Source organism: Oceanobacillus sp. FSL W7-1293, from assembly GCF_037969815.1.
Lineage (GTDB): Bacteria > Bacillota > Bacilli > Bacillales > Amphibacillaceae > Oceanobacillus > Oceanobacillus oncorhynchi.
Window position 1 is genome coordinate 4,200,041 of record NZ_CP150212.1, and the last position, 17,650, is coordinate 4,217,690.

A 17,650-nucleotide genomic window follows, 5' to 3' on the forward strand; every position below is an offset into this window, starting at 1 on the left:
AAAGCAGCATTATTTTATGTAGACAAAAGCAAACATCTTTTGACGTTTGCTTTTGTTTTGGTACTACTTATTTATTCATTCGTTTTATTTCTTCTGGAGAATAATGTTACTCCTACTCCAGCAGCTACAGCAACTAATCCAACTAGCCCAATTGTCCACATGGATGTTGCAGTACTTGGGAGTTTCTGACTTTCGTGCTGGTTTTGACTACTTTCAATTTTATAGCCTTGGCCAGATTGCCCTTGCGTCCCGTTAGAGCCAGAACCAGAACCTGATCCATTTCCAGGAGTGGCAGTTGCACCTTCTCCATCATTTCCGCCTGAACCAGAGCCACCGTCTGCAGGGACAGTTACTTTATGCTCATCATTAACATTGCCTGCTTCATCTGCAACAACTAATGTCAGAACATCTCCTTGATTAACCTCGTCTCCCGCAATAACAAGGGTGTATTCGCCAGTTTCTTCATCATAGATAACTTCTTCAATTTCAACTTCATTTCCATTTTCATCAATTAGTTTTATATCAGCTAATTCTTCATCGGATACGAACGAAATTTCATAGCCATCTTCACTATTTCCACTAATTACTACATCGCTAAGTTCTGGTGCATCCGTGTCAGCATCTCCATCAGCATCCGAATCGCTGTCCGAATCAGAGTCGCTGTCTGAGTCAGAGTCACTATCGGAATCAGAGTCACTATCGGAATCAGAGTCACTGTCTGAATCAGAGTCGCTGTCTGAGTCAGAGTCACTATCGGAATCAGAGTCGCTGTCCGAGTCAGAGTCACTATCGGAATCAGAGTCGCTGTCCGAGTCAGAGTCACTATCGGAATCAGAGTCGCTGTCCGAGTCGGAATCGCTATCGGAATCAGAGTCGCTGTCCGAGTCGGAATCGCTATCGGAATCAGAGTCGCTGTCCGAGTCGGAATCGCTATCGGAATCACTATCGGAATCGTCTTCTTCATCAAAGACAATCGTATCTTGACCTTCTGAGTCATTCAATAAGTCTACGTCAATAGCAGTAGTAGTTAGACCAGCACCACGTACAGGAACTTCACCTGATACACCAGCAGGGTTTTCTACACCTACGTTTAAGTTAACGGACATTGAACCAATTGCTTGTACACTGGCAAGATCATTGGATAAATCAATCGTTCCATTAGTGATTTGATCAATAAGTCCATTTGCTTCACCTGCTACATCAGTCACCGCCCCTAGGACTCCGTTAACAGTCTCATTCAATCCTCCGATAATTTGACCAACACCAGGAATATTTTCAGCTCCAGGTAAAATTTGAATTTCTAAAGCATTGGCAGCATCTACAACATTTTGCAGTGTTTCAACAATAACATCTTGAACAGCTGTTTCAAGATGTTGGCCAACACCATCTGTAAATTCTACAACAATTGTACCATCTGGATTTATTGTATAATCAACTTGATCATTGTACTGTAGTAAATCCGCTAACGCACTATCCAAGTTATTTAGTGCATCAAGTGCGCCACTTAACTCATCTACTCCATTGATAGTAAGAAAACGTTCTGGAATAATACTGCTTTGCAAGTCATCTACAACGTCTAAAACTTCTGACACAGTGCTAGTTAATTCCCCCGTTAAGGTAGTTACAAGCCCGCCTACTGCAGGAATATCATCCATTGTAATTGCTGTAAGATCGACACTTACATCAGCTGAACCTTTTTGATACATTTGACCAGCTAATTCAGGAATGCTGAAAGCAACTACTCGGTCTGGATTAAGTGCTTCAACATTAGCAACACCTGTACCACTTAGATTTAATGCTAAATCATAGTCTTCCCCAGCTGCTGGTTGGTTTAAAGTTGCATCAACATTTACATTCTCTAATAACCGCACTTCCGCCAAACTAGCAAATGGAGCAACATTAAAAATAGCAGAAGAACTAGCGATTTTAGGATTTGTCAAAGTCTCCCCGGCTGTCGACGCACTTGCTACAGCAGGTAATGTATTAAAAGCTAATAAAGAAGCTGCTGCTGAAGAAGCAAAAACCTTTCTCATTTTACTCGATCTACTTACTTTTTTTGCTTGCATCTTACGCTTATAGTCAAAATTCTTTTTACTCAAAGTCTCATCCTTCCATTCTGTTTTATCTAAATAAACATTAACTTGACGAAAACAACAAAAGATTAATATGTATTTTATCTAATCAAACTCCCCCTTGTCGTTTAGCTAATTTCTAAAGATGACTGATTCAATCAAACGATTAATTATGTATATTAGCTAAAATTAAAAATTTCAGAACATTTTCGTTGATAGATAATAATTCAACAAAAGACCTAAATTTTCATTACCCTAAAAAAGTAACTTCTTTTCTAGTCTTCTAAATAAAAACTATGAATAGATAATTTCAGAGATTCCAATCTATCAACGAAAATCTATGTAGCAGAAAAGTATATCTAAACTTTCTGCTAATTAAGGCAATTCTATCTAAACCTCTTAATCTTGTGAACCCCAGTCTTTTCACCCGAATTTATAATTCTTTTTTACTTATTGAAGAAAATTCATTCTCATTTTATCTTTTTACCCTCTAATTAAGAGTTTTATAGGTTTATTCGATATTTATAAATATACTTAAATAGTTAATTATTCCTTAATGACTATTATAAATTTGCTTTATAAATAGGTTATTAGACTTAACAGATTCATATAATTATTCAAACCAATTCAAATTACTTAAATCAAACTTTTTAATTTTTCTTAAAAAAATAAAACTTTCTCTAGGAATGAACAACAGAATCCTAAATTTTTTTGTCTAATTAAACCTTGAATTCATGGGGATAACGCAACTAGACTTGTTACTATATTTAGGTAACTTCTTTTTACCATAGATAAAATCTCTAAAAGATTCGATTTTATAAACTAAAAAAAACAGTCAATTTGACCCTTTTATTGTCTTTTCGACAATAAATTTACCTAACTTATCCATACAATTTCTTTCTTAAATTTTCAAAAAATAACTAAAAATAATAGAAGGTAGTAAATTTAGAAAAATTTGCAGTTATTGCGATGGAGAAAAGAACTCAGACAGTATCAAATTAAAAAGCAAAATCAAACAAAGAGAAAATAGAAACTTTCTAGAGGCGCTCCCTGCCTCATTTCTCTATTTCATTTATTAAAAAGGAAGCGGCATAGGCACTTTTATAGGAGAAGTAACTAAATTTAAAAATAACAATGGAATATAGAACAATATTTTGCTAGTATTAATTTTATAAAAAATAAATTTGGGAGGAACAACCAGTTGAAAAAATTATTACTGGCAGCATTATTTTTAAGTTTATTATTGACAGCATGCAGCAGTGACAGTGGTAGCGGAGAAAATGCTGATACTGCTGAAGAAGAAAACAGCGAAACAGCAGAGAGTGAACAAGGTACTTTTGACGCTTCAGGAGAAGAACAAAAAGAGGTATACAGTATCGGCGATACAGCAGTAATCACCAGCGATTTATACGAATTTGATTACGAGGTAACTGTAAATGATTTTTACTTTGCTGAAGAAGCAAATGGGAAGCCAATGGAAGATGTCATGTCTACTTCTGACGATGATTTTAAGCTGGCCGTGGCAGACGTTACATTCAAAAATATCAGCGATGAAGCTTATGTGCCTCATGATATGTATTCTGCCAACTTATCAGCAATAGATGAAGACGGCGGGGAAATTTCTTATAATGAATTTTTTCCGGAAGCAGATGAAGAATTAGCTCCGGGAGAAGAAATAACAGGACCATTAGTGTACGTAGAAAACGTGAATTATGCCGATACCTTTTTATTAAAATTTGAAATGATGTCAGATGAAGAAACACATTTCGAATTGCCTAACCCTAATCAATAAATAGATTATCAATTAAATCATCACTCTTATCCCTGACGTGGCATATCGTACCAGGGATTTTTTTGTGAATGACATCTTTTTAAAAATAGAGAAAGATCGCTATTCAGAAATAAGTCCATATGGGCATTGCTGCTGCGTTTCAAATTTTAATGATATAGACAAAACGACCGTACCATCATATAACGCAGGTACGGTCTCCTCTATTAGGTTATTTTATTCTACGACTTCAAATCCTTGACTCTCCATCATTTCTACAGATTGTTCCAAACTGACCGTATCAGCGCCCTCTTCGCCTTCAAAGGTAGACCCGGGCAGTGCTGATATTTCAGATAGATCAGCTGTCGTGTAATCGATTGTCATTGTTTCGATAGCTTTATCATCTTGATAATCAATATTATGTTCAAGCCCTTCTGTTCCTTGAATTTCAGAAACAATTGGTTCGAGAATAGCTTGAGCCTCTTCTTTTGTTGTTACCATTAAAGAAGAATAGGGTATTTCACTTTCGGTAGATTGTTCTATTACTTCGTCACCCTCGGCTACATATGTAATTTTCATAATAACTCCGTTTTGTTCACTTTGGAGTGTGACCGTTTCTTCCGAGTTACAAGCCATGAGTCCAGCTAATGCCACAAGCAAAGCCAGCATTCCAATGATTCTAAAAGTTTTTTGTTTAATCATGTTTTTTCTCCCATCCATCACAAATTTATATTTTTTACATGGTTCCATTACCTTACTTAAATCCGGTCCAATATTTTTCCCGGATCCGCATTACTTGCATCTCAGGAGAAGCTTCCTCTGCAGAGACAAGGCAAGTTGGTTCGGAGCTTTTTTCATCTGAATTACAAGCAATTCTTGTCATACTAATTCAGTAAAACCAAATAGATGAATAACCGTTTTTTCATATGTGCGCTTCCTTTCTTATGAAGTTTTCAAATAAAGGTTTTCATATTATTTCATAATATTATGTATTTATAAATTATTTTTCAATAGGCCGAATTTCACTAGTCCTAATTCGAACTGACTTGTCCCCCGATTGTGTTATGTCCTTTTCCCTAATTTTTAGTTCCTTTATATTTAAAATAATTAAGAAACTTCCTTATCTTATTCATTTCATAGCTATCATTGCAAAGTGCTCTTCCCACCTCTTTTTACCTATTTCATAAAAGAAAGTAAAGGAATTGTAATATTTATTTCTGTTTTGGTTTAGTGATTATCGATCCTAGTATGGTGATTATTTATAACGGAAGGTTTGAAAACATTATAAAAAGATTTTATGTAGAGAGACCTCTTATAGAATCTTAATTTAATAATACGATTTTGTTCTCCCCAGGTACTTAACAATACTGGAACTTTAACTTGTTCAATTAACTCATTTTTAAATCTCTTCATTTAAAAATTTACTCTTCCCTCTTTTTAGTTATGAATTTCTGAACAGACCTACATTTTATTCTTCAAAAGCCTACCAAGTTCAAAAGAGTGCAGACATAAAAACCGGAGCTGTCGCAAAATGCATATTATGCATTTGCTAACAGCTCCTTTTAAAATTTCTTCATAGATAAGCGTCCGTAAAAACTCTAGTAGAAGCAAGCTTCATTTTATACATTTACAAGAAAAGAATCATAGATAGCACAAACATAAATATAACACCTGATATCATCGGTACAGAAGTACGCTTAATAATATGAATTGGATTTAATTTTAACGTTCCAGCTACAATTAAGATAACAGCAGCTACAGGCGATACGGCCCGGAATAAGTTTCCTGCCATCCCCATTGGAACACTGATAGCAATTGGGCTAATACCTGCTGCCTCAGCAAGTGGTACAACCAGCGGAACCATTGCAAAGAATAAGGCAATGCCGCTCCCGCTCAACAGGACTATTAACGCTGTGACAGCTACTAAAATAAGCGGCAGAATAAATCCGTTTCCTTCGCCATGTGTGCTTTGCATTGTTTCCTGCAATGTGTCAATCAAACCAATCGATTGTAAACCTGCAACAAAGACAGAAGCAGCAACCAGTAATGCTACTACTGGGAGCATATTACCCATTCCTGTAAAGAATTTCTCTGTGCTTGCAAAGACCTCTTTCGCCTTACGATGACGAATCAATTCACAGACAATTGCCAGGATAAATGAAATTAACACAGCAATTTCTACATTAACAGCTATCGTAGCTGAGGTTGTCATTTCAACAATAAAAGAAACGAGTAAAATAATAATCGGAAATACTGGAAGAATCGAATAAACTGTTTTATAAAGTTTACTACCCTCTACCTTTTCAATATCTTTTAATTCCACCTGTTCCTCCGACTCCGCTGCCGTCATTTTTTTATCCATTCGTTTTTGCCAGAAATAGTGAACCAACGCGATAAATAAAATGGTAGGAATCGATACAAGCGCGTGATAGCTAAATACATATTGTGTTACCGTCATATCATTAAACATAGGATATTTAGCAAGTTCCTCTGCGATAGCAACGTTATCACTGCCCAGCGGTGTCGGTACGATCGTTGCTGAGGTGGCAATAACAGCACCAATACTTAATGTAGACATCCCCGCTTGTTTTAAAACAGGATACAAGGTTGCAAGAAGCAGAATTGCTAAAGTCGACGCACTTGGAATAACCAAAGATAATACGTTTCCAAGCAAAAATGTAAGTGGAACTAGAAAATAAACTGATTTTACTTTATTAATAGGTTTTGTCAATACTTGAACGGTTAAATCATTCGCACCAATGGAAGACATATAAGCGGTATATCCACCAAGAATAAGAATAATTAATCCAGCTGAACTCAGTGTTGCTTTGAACTGTTCAACAATTACCTGTAATGGATCGAGCAGGGCTGAGCCGGTTGACTGAAAGTCCTGAAATACAATATCTTTTCCCATTACTAAACTAATCAAAAGCAGAACAATCCCCATTAAAAATAAGGCAATTTTAATATCCATTTTTTTGATCAGCATATAGACAATAACGACAACGGCTAAAATAGCGGAACCGTACATAATAAGATTATCTAACATGATGTCTTCCCTCCGAAGAATGGTTAATGCTTAATTACATTTTTGAATGCTTTTCATAAACCATTTTTTAAATTCTTTCGCATCAATATCAACACAAACGTTTACATTTGGCGTTTTATTCATTTTTCCTTTTAAATCGACAACGGTTGTTCCTTTTGTTAAAGCACCATCTAATTCAACATCGACATAGGAATGTGCTACTTCAAACAGCTCGGGTTTTAGCAAATAAGCAACTGCACAGCTGTCATACATTTTCAAACCATGATTGAAGCTCCCGCCCCGGTATTTTTTAAACAAATGATAAATCATATTTCCTGTCTTATTCATATCTTTTAAAACTTCGCTGTCTTCCGGATAAACAAGTGCTTTTAGACCAACATCCAATCCAGCCATAGCAATAGGGACACCGCTTGCAAAAACGATTTTAGCAGCTTCTGGATCTGCATAAATATTAAATTCAGCCATTACCGAAGAATTCCCTCTGCCTGTTGAACCTCCCATCATGACAATTTCCTTAATGTTCTGCTTCACTTCCGGATAAGTTCTAAATAACAATGCAATATTTGTTAATGGACCAATAGGTACAATTGTCACTGGTTCATCACTTGTTAGAATCTCTCTTTTCATTGCAGTTACAGCATGTTCATCTAAAAGAAGGCTTTCATCTGCTTCTTCAAAATCATAACCATCCATGCCTGTCTCTCCGTGAATATCACTGGCATCAACTGGATCAACGATTAATGGTATTGCAGCACCTTTGGCAATAGGAATCTGCTTATCAAAGAATTTCATTAACCGGAGCATGTTATACGTAACTTTTTCCAAGCTGACGTTTCCATTTACCGTTGTAATTAAGCGGACATCGAGTTCTTCACTGTATAAAGCAATTCCTAGCGCAACTGCATCATCAATTCCTGGATCTGTATCAATAATAACTGGCTTCTTATTCATGACAATTCCTCCAATATTTTTCTAAGTTGAATTTTGTTCAATATTTTATAAATAAATTTTTATAATAAGCAGGACGTCTTCTCTCTCAGCTTAACAGCTGCCTGTATCTTTCTTCTGTATAAATACTGTTCTTACCTGAGAGAAAACCTTGCTGCTTTATTGATTCTTCATTCTTTTGATAACCTCTGCTCTTGTCGGCATTCCTTCCTGAGCTCCAATTTTCTCTACAGCTAAAGAGGCTGCGGCATTTGCAAATTCAATTGCTTTCTCTATATCTTTTTCTTTTGCATATTCCGTTACAAAGGCTCCGTTAAAGGTATCTCCTGCTCCAGTAGTATCCTTTACCTTTGCCTGAAAAGAAGAAATTGTCTTCTCTTTCCCATCCGGTAAGGTGAAGGCAACACCGTGTTCTCCTTTTGTCTCTATAATCTTCTTTTTTATAGATAAAGTATCTATGGATTGCTTCATTGCCGAATGCTCTGATTCGTTCGGTGTAATAAACGTTGCTTTTTCTACAACGTTCTCCAAACTCTTGTTATATGGGGCCGGATTAATAACAACAGGAATTCCATGTTTATACGCAAGTTCTACCGTATACTCAATTGTTTCCATTGGTATCTCAAATTGCATTAATATGATATCGCAGGAAAGAATAATTTCCTGTTTATCTTTCACCAGTTCCGGTGTTACATATTTATTTGCTCCTGGAGCAACAATAATTCGATTATCCCCATCAGAAAGAACAATGGTTGCTGTACCAGTTGATTCATGAGGAACTGTTATAACTGCTTCCGCCTTAGCGCCTTCATCACCAAATCGTTCTTTTAAATTTTTTCCGAATGAGTCGTCACCAACAGCTCCAACCATAACAATCTCTGCCCCCAGCCTGGCTGCTGCAATTGCCTGATTTGCTCCTTTACCGCCGGGATAGGTTGTAAACGATTCGCCAAGTACCGTTTCTCCCTGTTCAGGCATTTTATCCGTTGTTGTTACCATATCCATATTGATACTCCCGACAACACAGACTCTTGGATTTTTTTTCATACAATTCATTCCCTTACTTTGTTGATTGTCTTTTGATTAATTGAACAGTGTATTGTTTAGAAGTAATTTCCTTCTGCTTATTTTCCATCCGGTCAATAATTATTTCAGCAGCCCGCTGCCCAATTTCATAGATGGGCTGCCCCATTGTTGTCAGTGCCGGTGTTGTAATTTTTCCTAATTCAATCCCATCAAATCCAATAACAGATAAATCTTCTGGAACACGCAGGTTCAAAGCTTCAGCAGCCTTTAAAACACCTACCCCCATTAAATCATTCGCAGCAAAAATACCATCAATTTCAGGGTGTTTTTTTATTAATTTCTTTGCTGCCTGATAGGCATCCTCAAAGGTATATTCTCCCGGGGCAATAAAATCTTCTGAAAACCAATTCTCTTGTTCCACTGCTTCCAAATAACCTTTTTTACGCTCTATTGCACTTGTTGTATCTTCCGGTCCACTTATATGTGCAATCCTTTTACAGCCTGACTCCTGCAGATGCCGCACTGCTTCTACCGCACCGGTCCGGTTATTAACCGTAACAGAAATCATATCCATAATTTCTCTGTCTAGCGCAACAATTGGAACGTTTACTTTATTCAGCGTTTCTAAAGGTATAGAGCTTGAAACCATTACCACACCGCCAATTGTTTTTTGCAGCAGAGCATGCAGGTATTTCATTTCCTTCTCCCGATTGTTGTCCGTATTACAAAGAATAAAAGTATTGCCTGACTTATTTGCAGTATCCTCCACCGCACGTGCCAGCTCAGGAAAGAATGGGTTCATAATATCCGGTACAAATAATGCAATCATTTTAGATGTCCCTTTAAAAAGAGTCCTGGCTACATCATTTGGACGATAATCTAATTCTTTAATTGCAGCTTCTACTTTTTCTTTTGTTTTTTCATTGATATATCCATTTTTATTCATAACACGGGAGACAGTAGCAACAGATACACCGGCAAGCTTCGCAACCTCTCGGATAGTCGCCATAACATTCCTCCTTCTATTAAATATGTAACCCGTTACATATAGATGTAAATTTAAAACGAGTTTATGTAACCCGTTACATAACATTGTAAAACGATTTCATTTTAATGTCAATGATTTTTATTTTTAATATTTTACAGGGTATATTTCTCCATTACAGCTAATTTCTTACCGTTTCGCACAAAGAACAAAACTATCCAGCGATTCTGTTTCCTCTTGCTGATGGTTCATTAAATGATAATAAATATCGAAAAAAGATGGACAGGTTCCCCCCCTCAAAAAAGGAGCTCTTCATCCCCAACCTTCTATAATCAAACCACTAAAGAGCATCCCAAGAAATTGAGCAAATATTAAAGTAAAAGAAATGCTTCCCATTGCAACATGGACTTCATCTTCTGAAAAATAAATCCGATATAAGGCAGTAAAGGTAACTCAACTTGCAGTTGCAAGTCCGGCAAGCGTTCGTGCAAATAATAACCAGATCCGTTCATCGCAAGAAATATAAAGCTGCTAAAAGTATTAATAATCATGATATGCTCCCTTTGTAGTAGACAGAGAAAGAATAAATAATTTCTTTACTTTGAAGGAAACATATCATGTGATAGTGGGATGTAACATACCAACAATTTATAATTGACAAAAAAGAGCAGCAAGGGGACTTTAATTTACACTTCTTTTTTCGCTTTAGCTTTTTGTTCTTTTGATTTATTTTATTCTTCAAAATCTTGCCAAGTTCAAAAAAGTGCAGACATAAAAACCCCCTTTAGATAATCATATCTAAAGGGACTCAATCTAGACTTTATTAATATATAGGAGTAATAGTGATTTTCAATAAACTGCTGATTAGCATAATAAACATAGGCTATACCTTATTAAAGAATTACACCCTTCGTATTGTACAGAAAAGGTACTTATAAATCGTATTTTCACATAACTACCTGCCATTTCATGCTTTGATGCTTTTGCCTCAGTAGTGTTGCATAAAGCATTTTCAGTTTTGTCAAACAGTAGCCAATCTCCGTAAAATATTAAATTGAACAAAAAGCCTTAAAACATCTCTCTTACTATAACATCCTCAACAATTATAATATTTCGATATATCCTTCTGTTCCATGCACGCGAATTCGTTGTCCATCCTTAATCAGCTTCGTTGCATTTTCTACACTAACCACTCCTGGAAGACCATATTCTCTTGCAATAACGGCTCCATGCGTCATCAGCCCGCCAACTTCTGTAACGAGTCCCTTAATAGAAACAAACAATGGTGTCCAGCTGGGATCTGTAAAGGCAGTAACTAAAATATCTCCTTCTTCCAAGTTGGCTTCTTCCATATTTAAAATAACACGTGCTCTTCCTTCTACAACTCCTGAAGAAACAGGCAAACCTACTATTGCCTCAGCAGGGAGATTTTTTCTTTTATAATCACCTGTAATGATCTCACCATCTGATGTCATCACACGTGGCGGAGTCAGTTTTTCGTATGATTTATATGCTTTTTTCCGTTCACTGATAATCTGATAATCCAAGTTGTTTGTTCGTACAGCTTCATGAAGTTCTTCCAAAGTAAGGTAGTATATATCTTCTTTTTCATAAATAATATCCGCTTGTACGAGCCGTTCAGCTTCTTTTAGCAAAGCTTGTTTATAAATGAAATAACGACTAATAAAGCCATATTTCGGATATTCCCGATAACCAATAACATTCCGCATTAAACGAATTACCCGCTTCACTTCTTTCGCTTTTTGTCTCCCATCGGGTAATTGTTCCAAGCGTCCAAGAAGCTCTTGTTCTTTTTTGAAAGCATTTTGCCGTCCTTGCTCAAATTTTGTTTTGCTGGCACCAGCTTCAAAGTTTTTAATATTATTGAGAATCATCGGGACGAGTATAACCGGTTTTTCACTCCAACGCGTTTTTGTAATATCGATTTCCCCGGCACAGCGCATACCATATTTGTTTAGATAAGCATAAATGGCATGTTGAGCCTCTTGGCCACCTTCAAATTCGGTCAATTTATCTAGAAAATCATCCTCTTTAACGCCTTGTAAATACGCAATTACTTCCGGGTAAGGGCGAATGACATCTGCCACATCTAATAATTCCAGTCCCATCTCTGAAGTAATATTGTTTGGTACAGATTGCGACAGTATATCTGCCACGTTCTTTTCTCCCAGCCATTTCTCCATTTTTTTATTAATCCATACAGGAGCCTCTAAAGCAGTCATGATTACTTTCGAGCTTTGCGGATCAAATAAGATTTTCTTTAATCGCTGAAGGTCTTCCAGAATAAAATCAAATAAATCCGCTCCTGAATAGGCTTGGATAGTCTGTTTTAATTCATCTACAGGTGCTTGATTGCTTTTGATTAAGTCAGAGACAATCGTGGAGTCATTTTCAATTTGTGAGTGAAAACCGATCGAATCCATCGCTTTATCACGATTGGTGACTGCTGGTTCATGATCGCCATTTGGCAAAGGTTTGCTAAAATCTCCCCGACCAATAATAGTCATTAAGGCATCTTTTATCAGCGGGTCAGACTCTCCAAGGGTTTCTATCAGCGTTTGTCTGCTGTCAGGTGTAGCCAGCCGCGGTGCAATATCAACAAATAATCTCCCCCCAGCTTGATGCATTGGTGCTGGAGTTGTTGACAGCCAGAAGGAAATTCCTAATGGCTTCATAGGATCCGTCATCATTTGTTGATGGCCGACAGATACATAAACATGTTTTTCTGCATCATGCACTTCAGGGACGGGATATAACGTCGTAATAGGACGACTCTGGACAATATAAAATGTATCATCAACCAAACACCATTCAATATCTTGCGGCATTCCAAAGGAAGCTTCAATTTCACGTCCGATACTGGCCAGCTGTAAAATTTGTTGATCTGTAAGTGTTTGAGCCTTTTGTTGTTCCGGATTCAGCTGATGTGTATTTGTCCCTCCATCTTTTCGTCCATAGATAGCTAATTTTTTATCGGCTATCATCTTATCTATAATTTTCCCTTCTTCTACTTTATAGCAATCAGCTGATGTCAAGCCGGAAACCAGCGCTTCTCCTAGCCCAAAACCAGCATCAATCGATAGCAGTTTTCGGTTGGAGGAGATGGGATCTGCCGTAAATAAAATACCTGAAGCCTGCGGGAACACCATTCTTTGAATGATAACAGATAAATAAACTTGATTGTGAGCAAATGCATTTTGTATCCGGTAGATCACTGCACGATCCGTAAATAAGGAAGCCCAGCATTTTCGGATATGCTGTAAGATAGCTTCTTTTCCGATGATATTTAAATACGTGTCTTGCTGACCGGCAAAGGAAGCATAAGGCAAATCCTCAGCAGTGGCACTGGAACGAACAGCATAGGCATGTCTATCGCCAAATTTAGAGAGTTTGCTGGTAACCTCTTGCACCATATCAGAAGGGATTTCTGCTTCTATAATGGTTTGCCGTATCTTTTTGCAGAGTTCACTAATTTGCTCTCGATCCGCTGCATTTAATCTTGCTAACTGGTGCAGTAATTCTTTAAATCGACCATTTTTTTGGATGGCTTTTTGATATCCAGCTGTCGTGATACAAAATCCTTCCGGCACCTCTATCCCCGGAATTTTTGATAACTCTCCTAAATTTAGCCCCTTGCCACCAACGTTCATAAGCTGTGTTTTGTCCATTTCCTGAAAACCGATAACCAAAGAACGCATTCGACATCTCTCCTATTCGCTATGGTTCTATTGATTTTAACAGCAGTAACTGGGAATAAACAGTCTATATTTACTTTTTTGTATATGCTATAATTAAACTAGAAAGAGTTAGCGTTCCATTTTTTAAAGGTAGCCAGACCTTAATCTAATCACCTGTTTTTCTCCACGTACAGCAGCTCATATCCCTTTTAATCTGCAATACATATAGTTATACATTTTTTCTTCTAACCTGTGATTCAATAATCAACCAAACATTCTACAACTCATTAAATTTGATTTGATAACAAAATGCCAATTTTCTATAATAATCTTTTTCCACTAAGTCGGTCGGCTTTATTTTAGTGGCAGGGCTCTGGAAATATTCCAAGCCGGCTATTTTCAACATATTATATACAAACTGGGAACAAAACATAATATTGGGACGAATAGAGAATTTGGTAACCAGCCCGACAAAATTATACGCACTGCCTGTTCCATTAATTTCCTTTATTTTATCCATAATTATTTCTTTTTGTGCCTTTGAAGCCTCCAGGCTGTAGACTAATATTTCCGCATCGTCCTTTTTGTGAAATTGTGCTAACTGTTCTTGGTTCAGGCCGGGTGGGGAAACTTTTTCTCCGCCGTTATAGCTCACAATCGTTTTTAAGTCTCTGTCAAAGCTAAGTGAAACATGATTATAAACTTTTTGTGTAAAGACAGAGATCAGTTCACTTGCAGGACTTCCGGTACTTGAAATGACAATATACAAATGTTCATCAGCTAAACTCCGCTGACATTCCGCAAAGAAGGCATCGGTTAAGGTATATTTATTTAAATATTTCGTATAGCTGTGCCTCGGAATATCCTCCATGATTTCATTTAGGTTTTCCCGGGATAAGGAATTTCTGCCTTTCTTTAATTTATCCCCCAAGCTGACTGTACTTTTTTGCATTTCTTTCATCGTGTTAAAACTGATTGCAGTGGCGTCCTTTACAGATTGGGAAAAGACGTTTTGTATCGTATACAGATAATTAAAATACAAAACAAAAAAAGGAACCAGCATAAAAATAACCGCAATCATTTTCTTTATTAGAAATACCATGCCTGTATCTATACCAGAAAATACAAATAAGGTATTAAACACCTGTTGCGCAGACATAATGAGTAAATAAATAATCGTCAAAATGATCTTTATTGTTTTTTTATTCTGCGATAACCAAAGATGGCCAATCAGAAGCACTGCCACCACAGCATAGATGACTGCATATAAGTTTAATTGCTCTACAGAAAGCAAAAATATCAAAAAGAATACAAGCAGCAAATTTAATAGAATTAGATATATCTTCTTTATATTCATTGTTCTCTCCAGGTTAAATAAGTTTTATGAATAATAATCTATAGAAAAAACTTTTCTTCTACGTCCCATAATAGATTAAAAATCCCTTTTCTGAAATGACAAGATAGCTATAACAGATGTAATGGCCAGCCAAAGAATCAATATGGTCATACTGGTAATCGCACCGGTTGCTTCAAACGATTCTGCTCCAGCTGTACCAGATAAACTGTGTATTGCCGATTGAGGCAAAAGCGGAAGAAAGATTTTTTGGAGCGAATCGGGAAACATTTGAATCAGTGCCGGGATTGCCAAAATGATGATAGAAAATGCAATTCCTCCACCGCTGTTCTTGAAAAGAATCGTTGCTGCAACGGTAAGCAGGCAATAAAATATCGGCATCAGCAAGACTCCAAAAACAAATTGCCGGATATCCGAATCGGCTAAGCTGGCAAATGACATGTTATTTGCCATCAGAATGAGTTGGCTGGACAGGTAAGTGAGTACTACAATCAGGACGCTCACTGCTATGGACAGTAGAAAAAAGATAATATATTTTCCCAGAAACAATTTTTTCCGATTCGGAACGGCTGCTAAAGAAGTGTAAATCGTTTCTGCGGTAAATTCCCTTGATATCGTTAACGCAGTGAAAATAATCAGCAAAATACTGGCTAAATCCACGCCTAACATATTTGCGGAAACAACCTCCATAACGGATAAATCTGTAATTGCCGTACCCTGTGTGACGTTGGTTGTTACAGCAAAGATAACCCCTATCAATAAACTGATTCCAATGGTAAAAGTCAAAAAGACTTTGGAAAAGGTAAGAAAGAAAATCTTTTTATATTCTGCTTGAATGATATTCCTCATTCGCTTTCCCTTCCTTTCGCTATCAGGTTATCCGTTGAAACGTAATCTGCTTTTCCTTTTGTTAATTCTACAAATAATTGTTCCAAGGAAGGCTGTACCTTCGTTAATTCGTATAAAGCAAGCTGTCCTTCCTTCGCTGTTAATCCAATTTGTTTTATATCTAATTGCTGAACCTGCAGCACGTCGTTTTTTACCTGTTTCACCACTGCCCCTTTTGCAGCTAATAAACGCTGTAATTTATGATTATCTTCACAGCTTACTTTCACAAAGGAACCGAGGCTGTTTTCTGCTAATTCATCGATGGTCATATCCGCAATTAATTTTCCTTGGGCAAGGATAATCATTCGGTCCGCGATCATTTGCATTTCACTCATGAGGTGACTGGACACGAGTACTGCTTTCCCTTCCCGTGCCAGCTTCTTTGCTAATTTACGCAACCAGTGAATCCCGTCTACGTCCAATCCGTTAAAGGGTTCATCTAAGATGACTGTTTCCGGATTTCCCAGAAGAGCAGCCGCAATCCCTAAGCGCTGTTTCATTCCTAAGGAGAATGTGCCGATTGGTTTGTCTTTTACATTTTCCAACCCGGTTTTCATCAGCATGCTATCTATTCGCTTTTTGGAAATACCGCTAGCTGAAGCGAGGATTTCTAAATGCTGCCTGGCAGTTAGTTTTGGATTTACTGCGTCTCCATGAATTAAGGCTCCTACTTTAGAGATAGGAAGCTTCAAATCTTTATAGGCCTTTCCATCAATCGTTACACTGCCCCTGCTCGGGTTCATCAGTCCCAAAATCATTTTCATTGTTGTGGATTTCCCTGCACCGTTTGGACCTAAAAAGCCTGTCACCACACCTGGTTGAATGACCAGAGATAATTGATTGACAGAGATTTTATCCTTAAATGTTTTCGTTAAATGCTTCATTTCAATCATTTGTGTTCCTCCAATCGTCAGAATTGCCTGCGGATAGGTAGTGATCTACCGCCTTATCGATAAACGCATTGGTAAAGTCAATCAGCTGCCGGTCCTCCTTTGGCCATTGCTCCCGATTTTTATAGGAATCTTTATAAACATCGAGCAGCTCCTGACTCCCTCCTGAAATACTTACAACCATCTCGATCCATCTTTTGGCAAAGTCTTGTCCTTGCTCACTCTCTGGCTGAATATCATTCAATATATGCGCGACCGCTTCTAATATCAGCGCTTTCCAGTCCCAATATACTTCTAAAATCGCTTCCTCGTTCTGATAGTGCTCTATAAAGGTATCTTCTGATTTTTTATCAAAGGAAACATCTTTATATTGATAAACGGTGTCCTTGTTTAAAGAGATAATTAATTGCACCAAATTCCCTAAAGTAAGAGAATCATTTTTTTCAATTCCAGCCAAGCTCGCTTCAATCATCGCAATATTGCTTTTGATATCATGCAGCTTATAATAAAAAATTTCCCGCTGTTTTTCTAATACGTGACGAAGCTGCTCAGCAGTTGTGGTTTCTTCTAACAGCTTCGTGATATCTTTGATTTTTAATCCTAATGATTTATAGAACAGAACCTGCTGCAGCCTGGTTAAGTCTGATTCTGTGTAATATCTCCGTCTGCTTGTTTCGCTTTTTTGTAATGGCACTAATTGAATATTATCGTAATATTGTAACGTCCGGACGGTGACACCAGTCAGTTTGGAAATTTCTCCAATCGAAAACTTCCTTTTCTTATCCATGAATACACCTCCTAATTAATATTAAATCACATTACGCAACGTCATTTGCAAGCACGTAAAATGGGACTATTTTATTTTTTCATTATGTACCGGCTTAAGCGAGGTGTTACGATAAAAATTCAACAAAAAATAACCCTTTCTGTGCATTTCAGAACAGGAAGGGATTATTATGCTGCTGACCTTGC

At 37.1% G+C, this 17,650-nt stretch carries 13 protein-coding genes; 1 reads left to right on the forward strand and 12 read right to left on the reverse strand.

What is annotated here, in order from left to right:
* Nucleotides 1-71 precede the first annotated feature (71 nt).
* Nucleotides 72-2,099, reverse strand: coding sequence for an adhesive domain-containing protein (locus MKY65_RS20335; RefSeq protein ID WP_339180118.1), 2,028 nt, complete (start codon nt 2,097-2,099; stop codon nt 72-74).
* A 1,174-nt stretch (nt 2,100-3,273) separates the two neighbouring features.
* Here MKY65_RS20335 and MKY65_RS20340 point away from each other — a divergent pair.
* Nucleotides 3,274-3,864, forward strand: coding sequence for a DUF4352 domain-containing protein (locus MKY65_RS20340; protein ID WP_339180121.1), 591 nt, complete (start codon nt 3,274-3,276; stop codon nt 3,862-3,864).
* A 213-nt stretch (nt 3,865-4,077) separates the two neighbouring features.
* On the opposite strand, the gene MKY65_RS20345 is transcribed toward MKY65_RS20340, so the two are convergent.
* From MKY65_RS20345 to MKY65_RS20395, 11 genes are all read right to left on the reverse strand, one after another.
* Nucleotides 4,078-4,542 (reverse strand): YehR family protein, encoded by a 465-nt coding sequence (locus tag MKY65_RS20345; RefSeq protein WP_339180124.1) that lies wholly within the window; start codon nt 4,540-4,542, stop codon nt 4,078-4,080.
* 925 nt (nt 4,543-5,467) lie between these two features.
* Nucleotides 5,468-6,889, reverse strand: a complete 1,422-nt coding sequence (dcuC, locus tag MKY65_RS20350) for a C4-dicarboxylate transporter DcuC (RefSeq protein ID WP_339180127.1) — start codon at nt 6,887-6,889, stop codon at nt 5,468-5,470.
* 30 nt (nt 6,890-6,919) lie between these two features.
* Entirely contained in the window at nt 6,920-7,840 is a 921-nt protein-coding gene (gene rihC, locus MKY65_RS20355) for a ribonucleoside hydrolase RihC (protein WP_339180130.1), read from the reverse strand.
* Between the two features lie 156 nt (nt 7,841-7,996).
* The gene (rbsK, locus tag MKY65_RS20360; protein WP_339180132.1) at nt 7,997-8,884 is read right to left on the reverse strand and encodes a ribokinase; all 888 of its coding nucleotides are present in this window, start codon (nt 8,882-8,884) and stop codon (nt 7,997-7,999) included.
* 13 nt (nt 8,885-8,897) lie between these two features.
* A complete protein-coding gene (locus MKY65_RS20365) occupies nt 8,898-9,872 on the reverse strand; it encodes a LacI family DNA-binding transcriptional regulator (RefSeq protein ID WP_339180134.1) in 975 nt (324 codons plus the stop codon).
* 347 nt (nt 9,873-10,219) lie between these two features.
* Nucleotides 10,220-10,399 (reverse strand): hypothetical protein, encoded by a 180-nt coding sequence (locus MKY65_RS20370; protein ID WP_339180136.1) that lies wholly within the window; start codon nt 10,397-10,399, stop codon nt 10,220-10,222.
* A 552-nt stretch (nt 10,400-10,951) separates the two neighbouring features.
* Complete coding sequence (gene ppsA / locus MKY65_RS20375) at nt 10,952-13,567, reverse strand: phosphoenolpyruvate synthase (RefSeq protein ID WP_339180137.1); 2,616 nt, start codon at nt 13,565-13,567, stop codon at nt 10,952-10,954.
* Nucleotides 13,568-13,823: 256 nt separating this feature from the next.
* Nucleotides 13,824-14,903, reverse strand: coding sequence for a hypothetical protein (locus tag MKY65_RS20380; RefSeq protein WP_339180138.1), 1,080 nt, complete (start codon nt 14,901-14,903; stop codon nt 13,824-13,826).
* 75 nt (nt 14,904-14,978) lie between these two features.
* Nucleotides 14,979-15,749 (reverse strand): ABC transporter permease, encoded by a 771-nt coding sequence (locus MKY65_RS20385; RefSeq protein WP_339180139.1) that lies wholly within the window; start codon nt 15,747-15,749, stop codon nt 14,979-14,981.
* Nucleotides 15,746-16,681, reverse strand: a complete 936-nt coding sequence (locus MKY65_RS20390) for an ATP-binding cassette domain-containing protein (RefSeq protein WP_339180140.1) — start codon at nt 16,679-16,681, stop codon at nt 15,746-15,748. The genes MKY65_RS20385 and MKY65_RS20390 overlap by 4 nt, the downstream gene beginning before the upstream one ends.
* Nucleotides 16,674-17,465, reverse strand: coding sequence for a MerR family transcriptional regulator (locus tag MKY65_RS20395; protein WP_339180141.1), 792 nt, complete (start codon nt 17,463-17,465; stop codon nt 16,674-16,676). The genes MKY65_RS20390 and MKY65_RS20395 overlap by 8 nt, the downstream gene beginning before the upstream one ends.
* Between the last annotated feature and the right edge of the window lie 185 nt (nt 17,466-17,650).

Bases quoted from the DNA above. Each gene is read 5' to 3' on its own strand.
- MKY65_RS20380 (WP_339180138.1), bottom strand. From the start codon at position 14,903: ATGAATATAAAGAAGATATATCTAATTCTATTAAATTTGCTGCTTGTA.
- rbsK (WP_339180132.1), bottom strand. From the start codon at position 8,884: ATGAAAAAAAATCCAAGAGTCTGTGTTGTCGGGAGTATCAATATGGAT.
- rihC (WP_339180130.1), bottom strand. From the start codon at position 7,840: ATGAATAAGAAGCCAGTTATTATTGATACAGATCCAGGAATTGATGAT.
- MKY65_RS20370 (WP_339180136.1), bottom strand. From the start codon at position 10,399: ATGATTATTAATACTTTTAGCAGCTTTATATTTCTTGCGATGAACGGA.
- dcuC (WP_339180127.1), bottom strand. From the start codon at position 6,889: ATGTTAGATAATCTTATTATGTACGGTTCCGCTATTTTAGCCGTTGTC.
- MKY65_RS20385 (WP_339180139.1), bottom strand. From the start codon at position 15,749: ATGAGGAATATCATTCAAGCAGAATATAAAAAGATTTTCTTTCTTACC.
- ppsA (WP_339180137.1), bottom strand. From the start codon at position 13,567: ATGCGTTCTTTGGTTATCGGTTTTCAGGAAATGGACAAAACACAGCTT.
- MKY65_RS20345 (WP_339180124.1), bottom strand. From the start codon at position 4,542: ATGATTAAACAAAAAACTTTTAGAATCATTGGAATGCTGGCTTTGCTT.
- MKY65_RS20390 (WP_339180140.1), bottom strand. From the start codon at position 16,681: ATGATTGAAATGAAGCATTTAACGAAAACATTTAAGGATAAAATCTCT.
- MKY65_RS20365 (WP_339180134.1), bottom strand. From the start codon at position 9,872: ATGGCGACTATCCGAGAGGTTGCGAAGCTTGCCGGTGTATCTGTTGCT.
- MKY65_RS20395 (WP_339180141.1), bottom strand. From the start codon at position 17,465: ATGGATAAGAAAAGGAAGTTTTCGATTGGAGAAATTTCCAAACTGACT.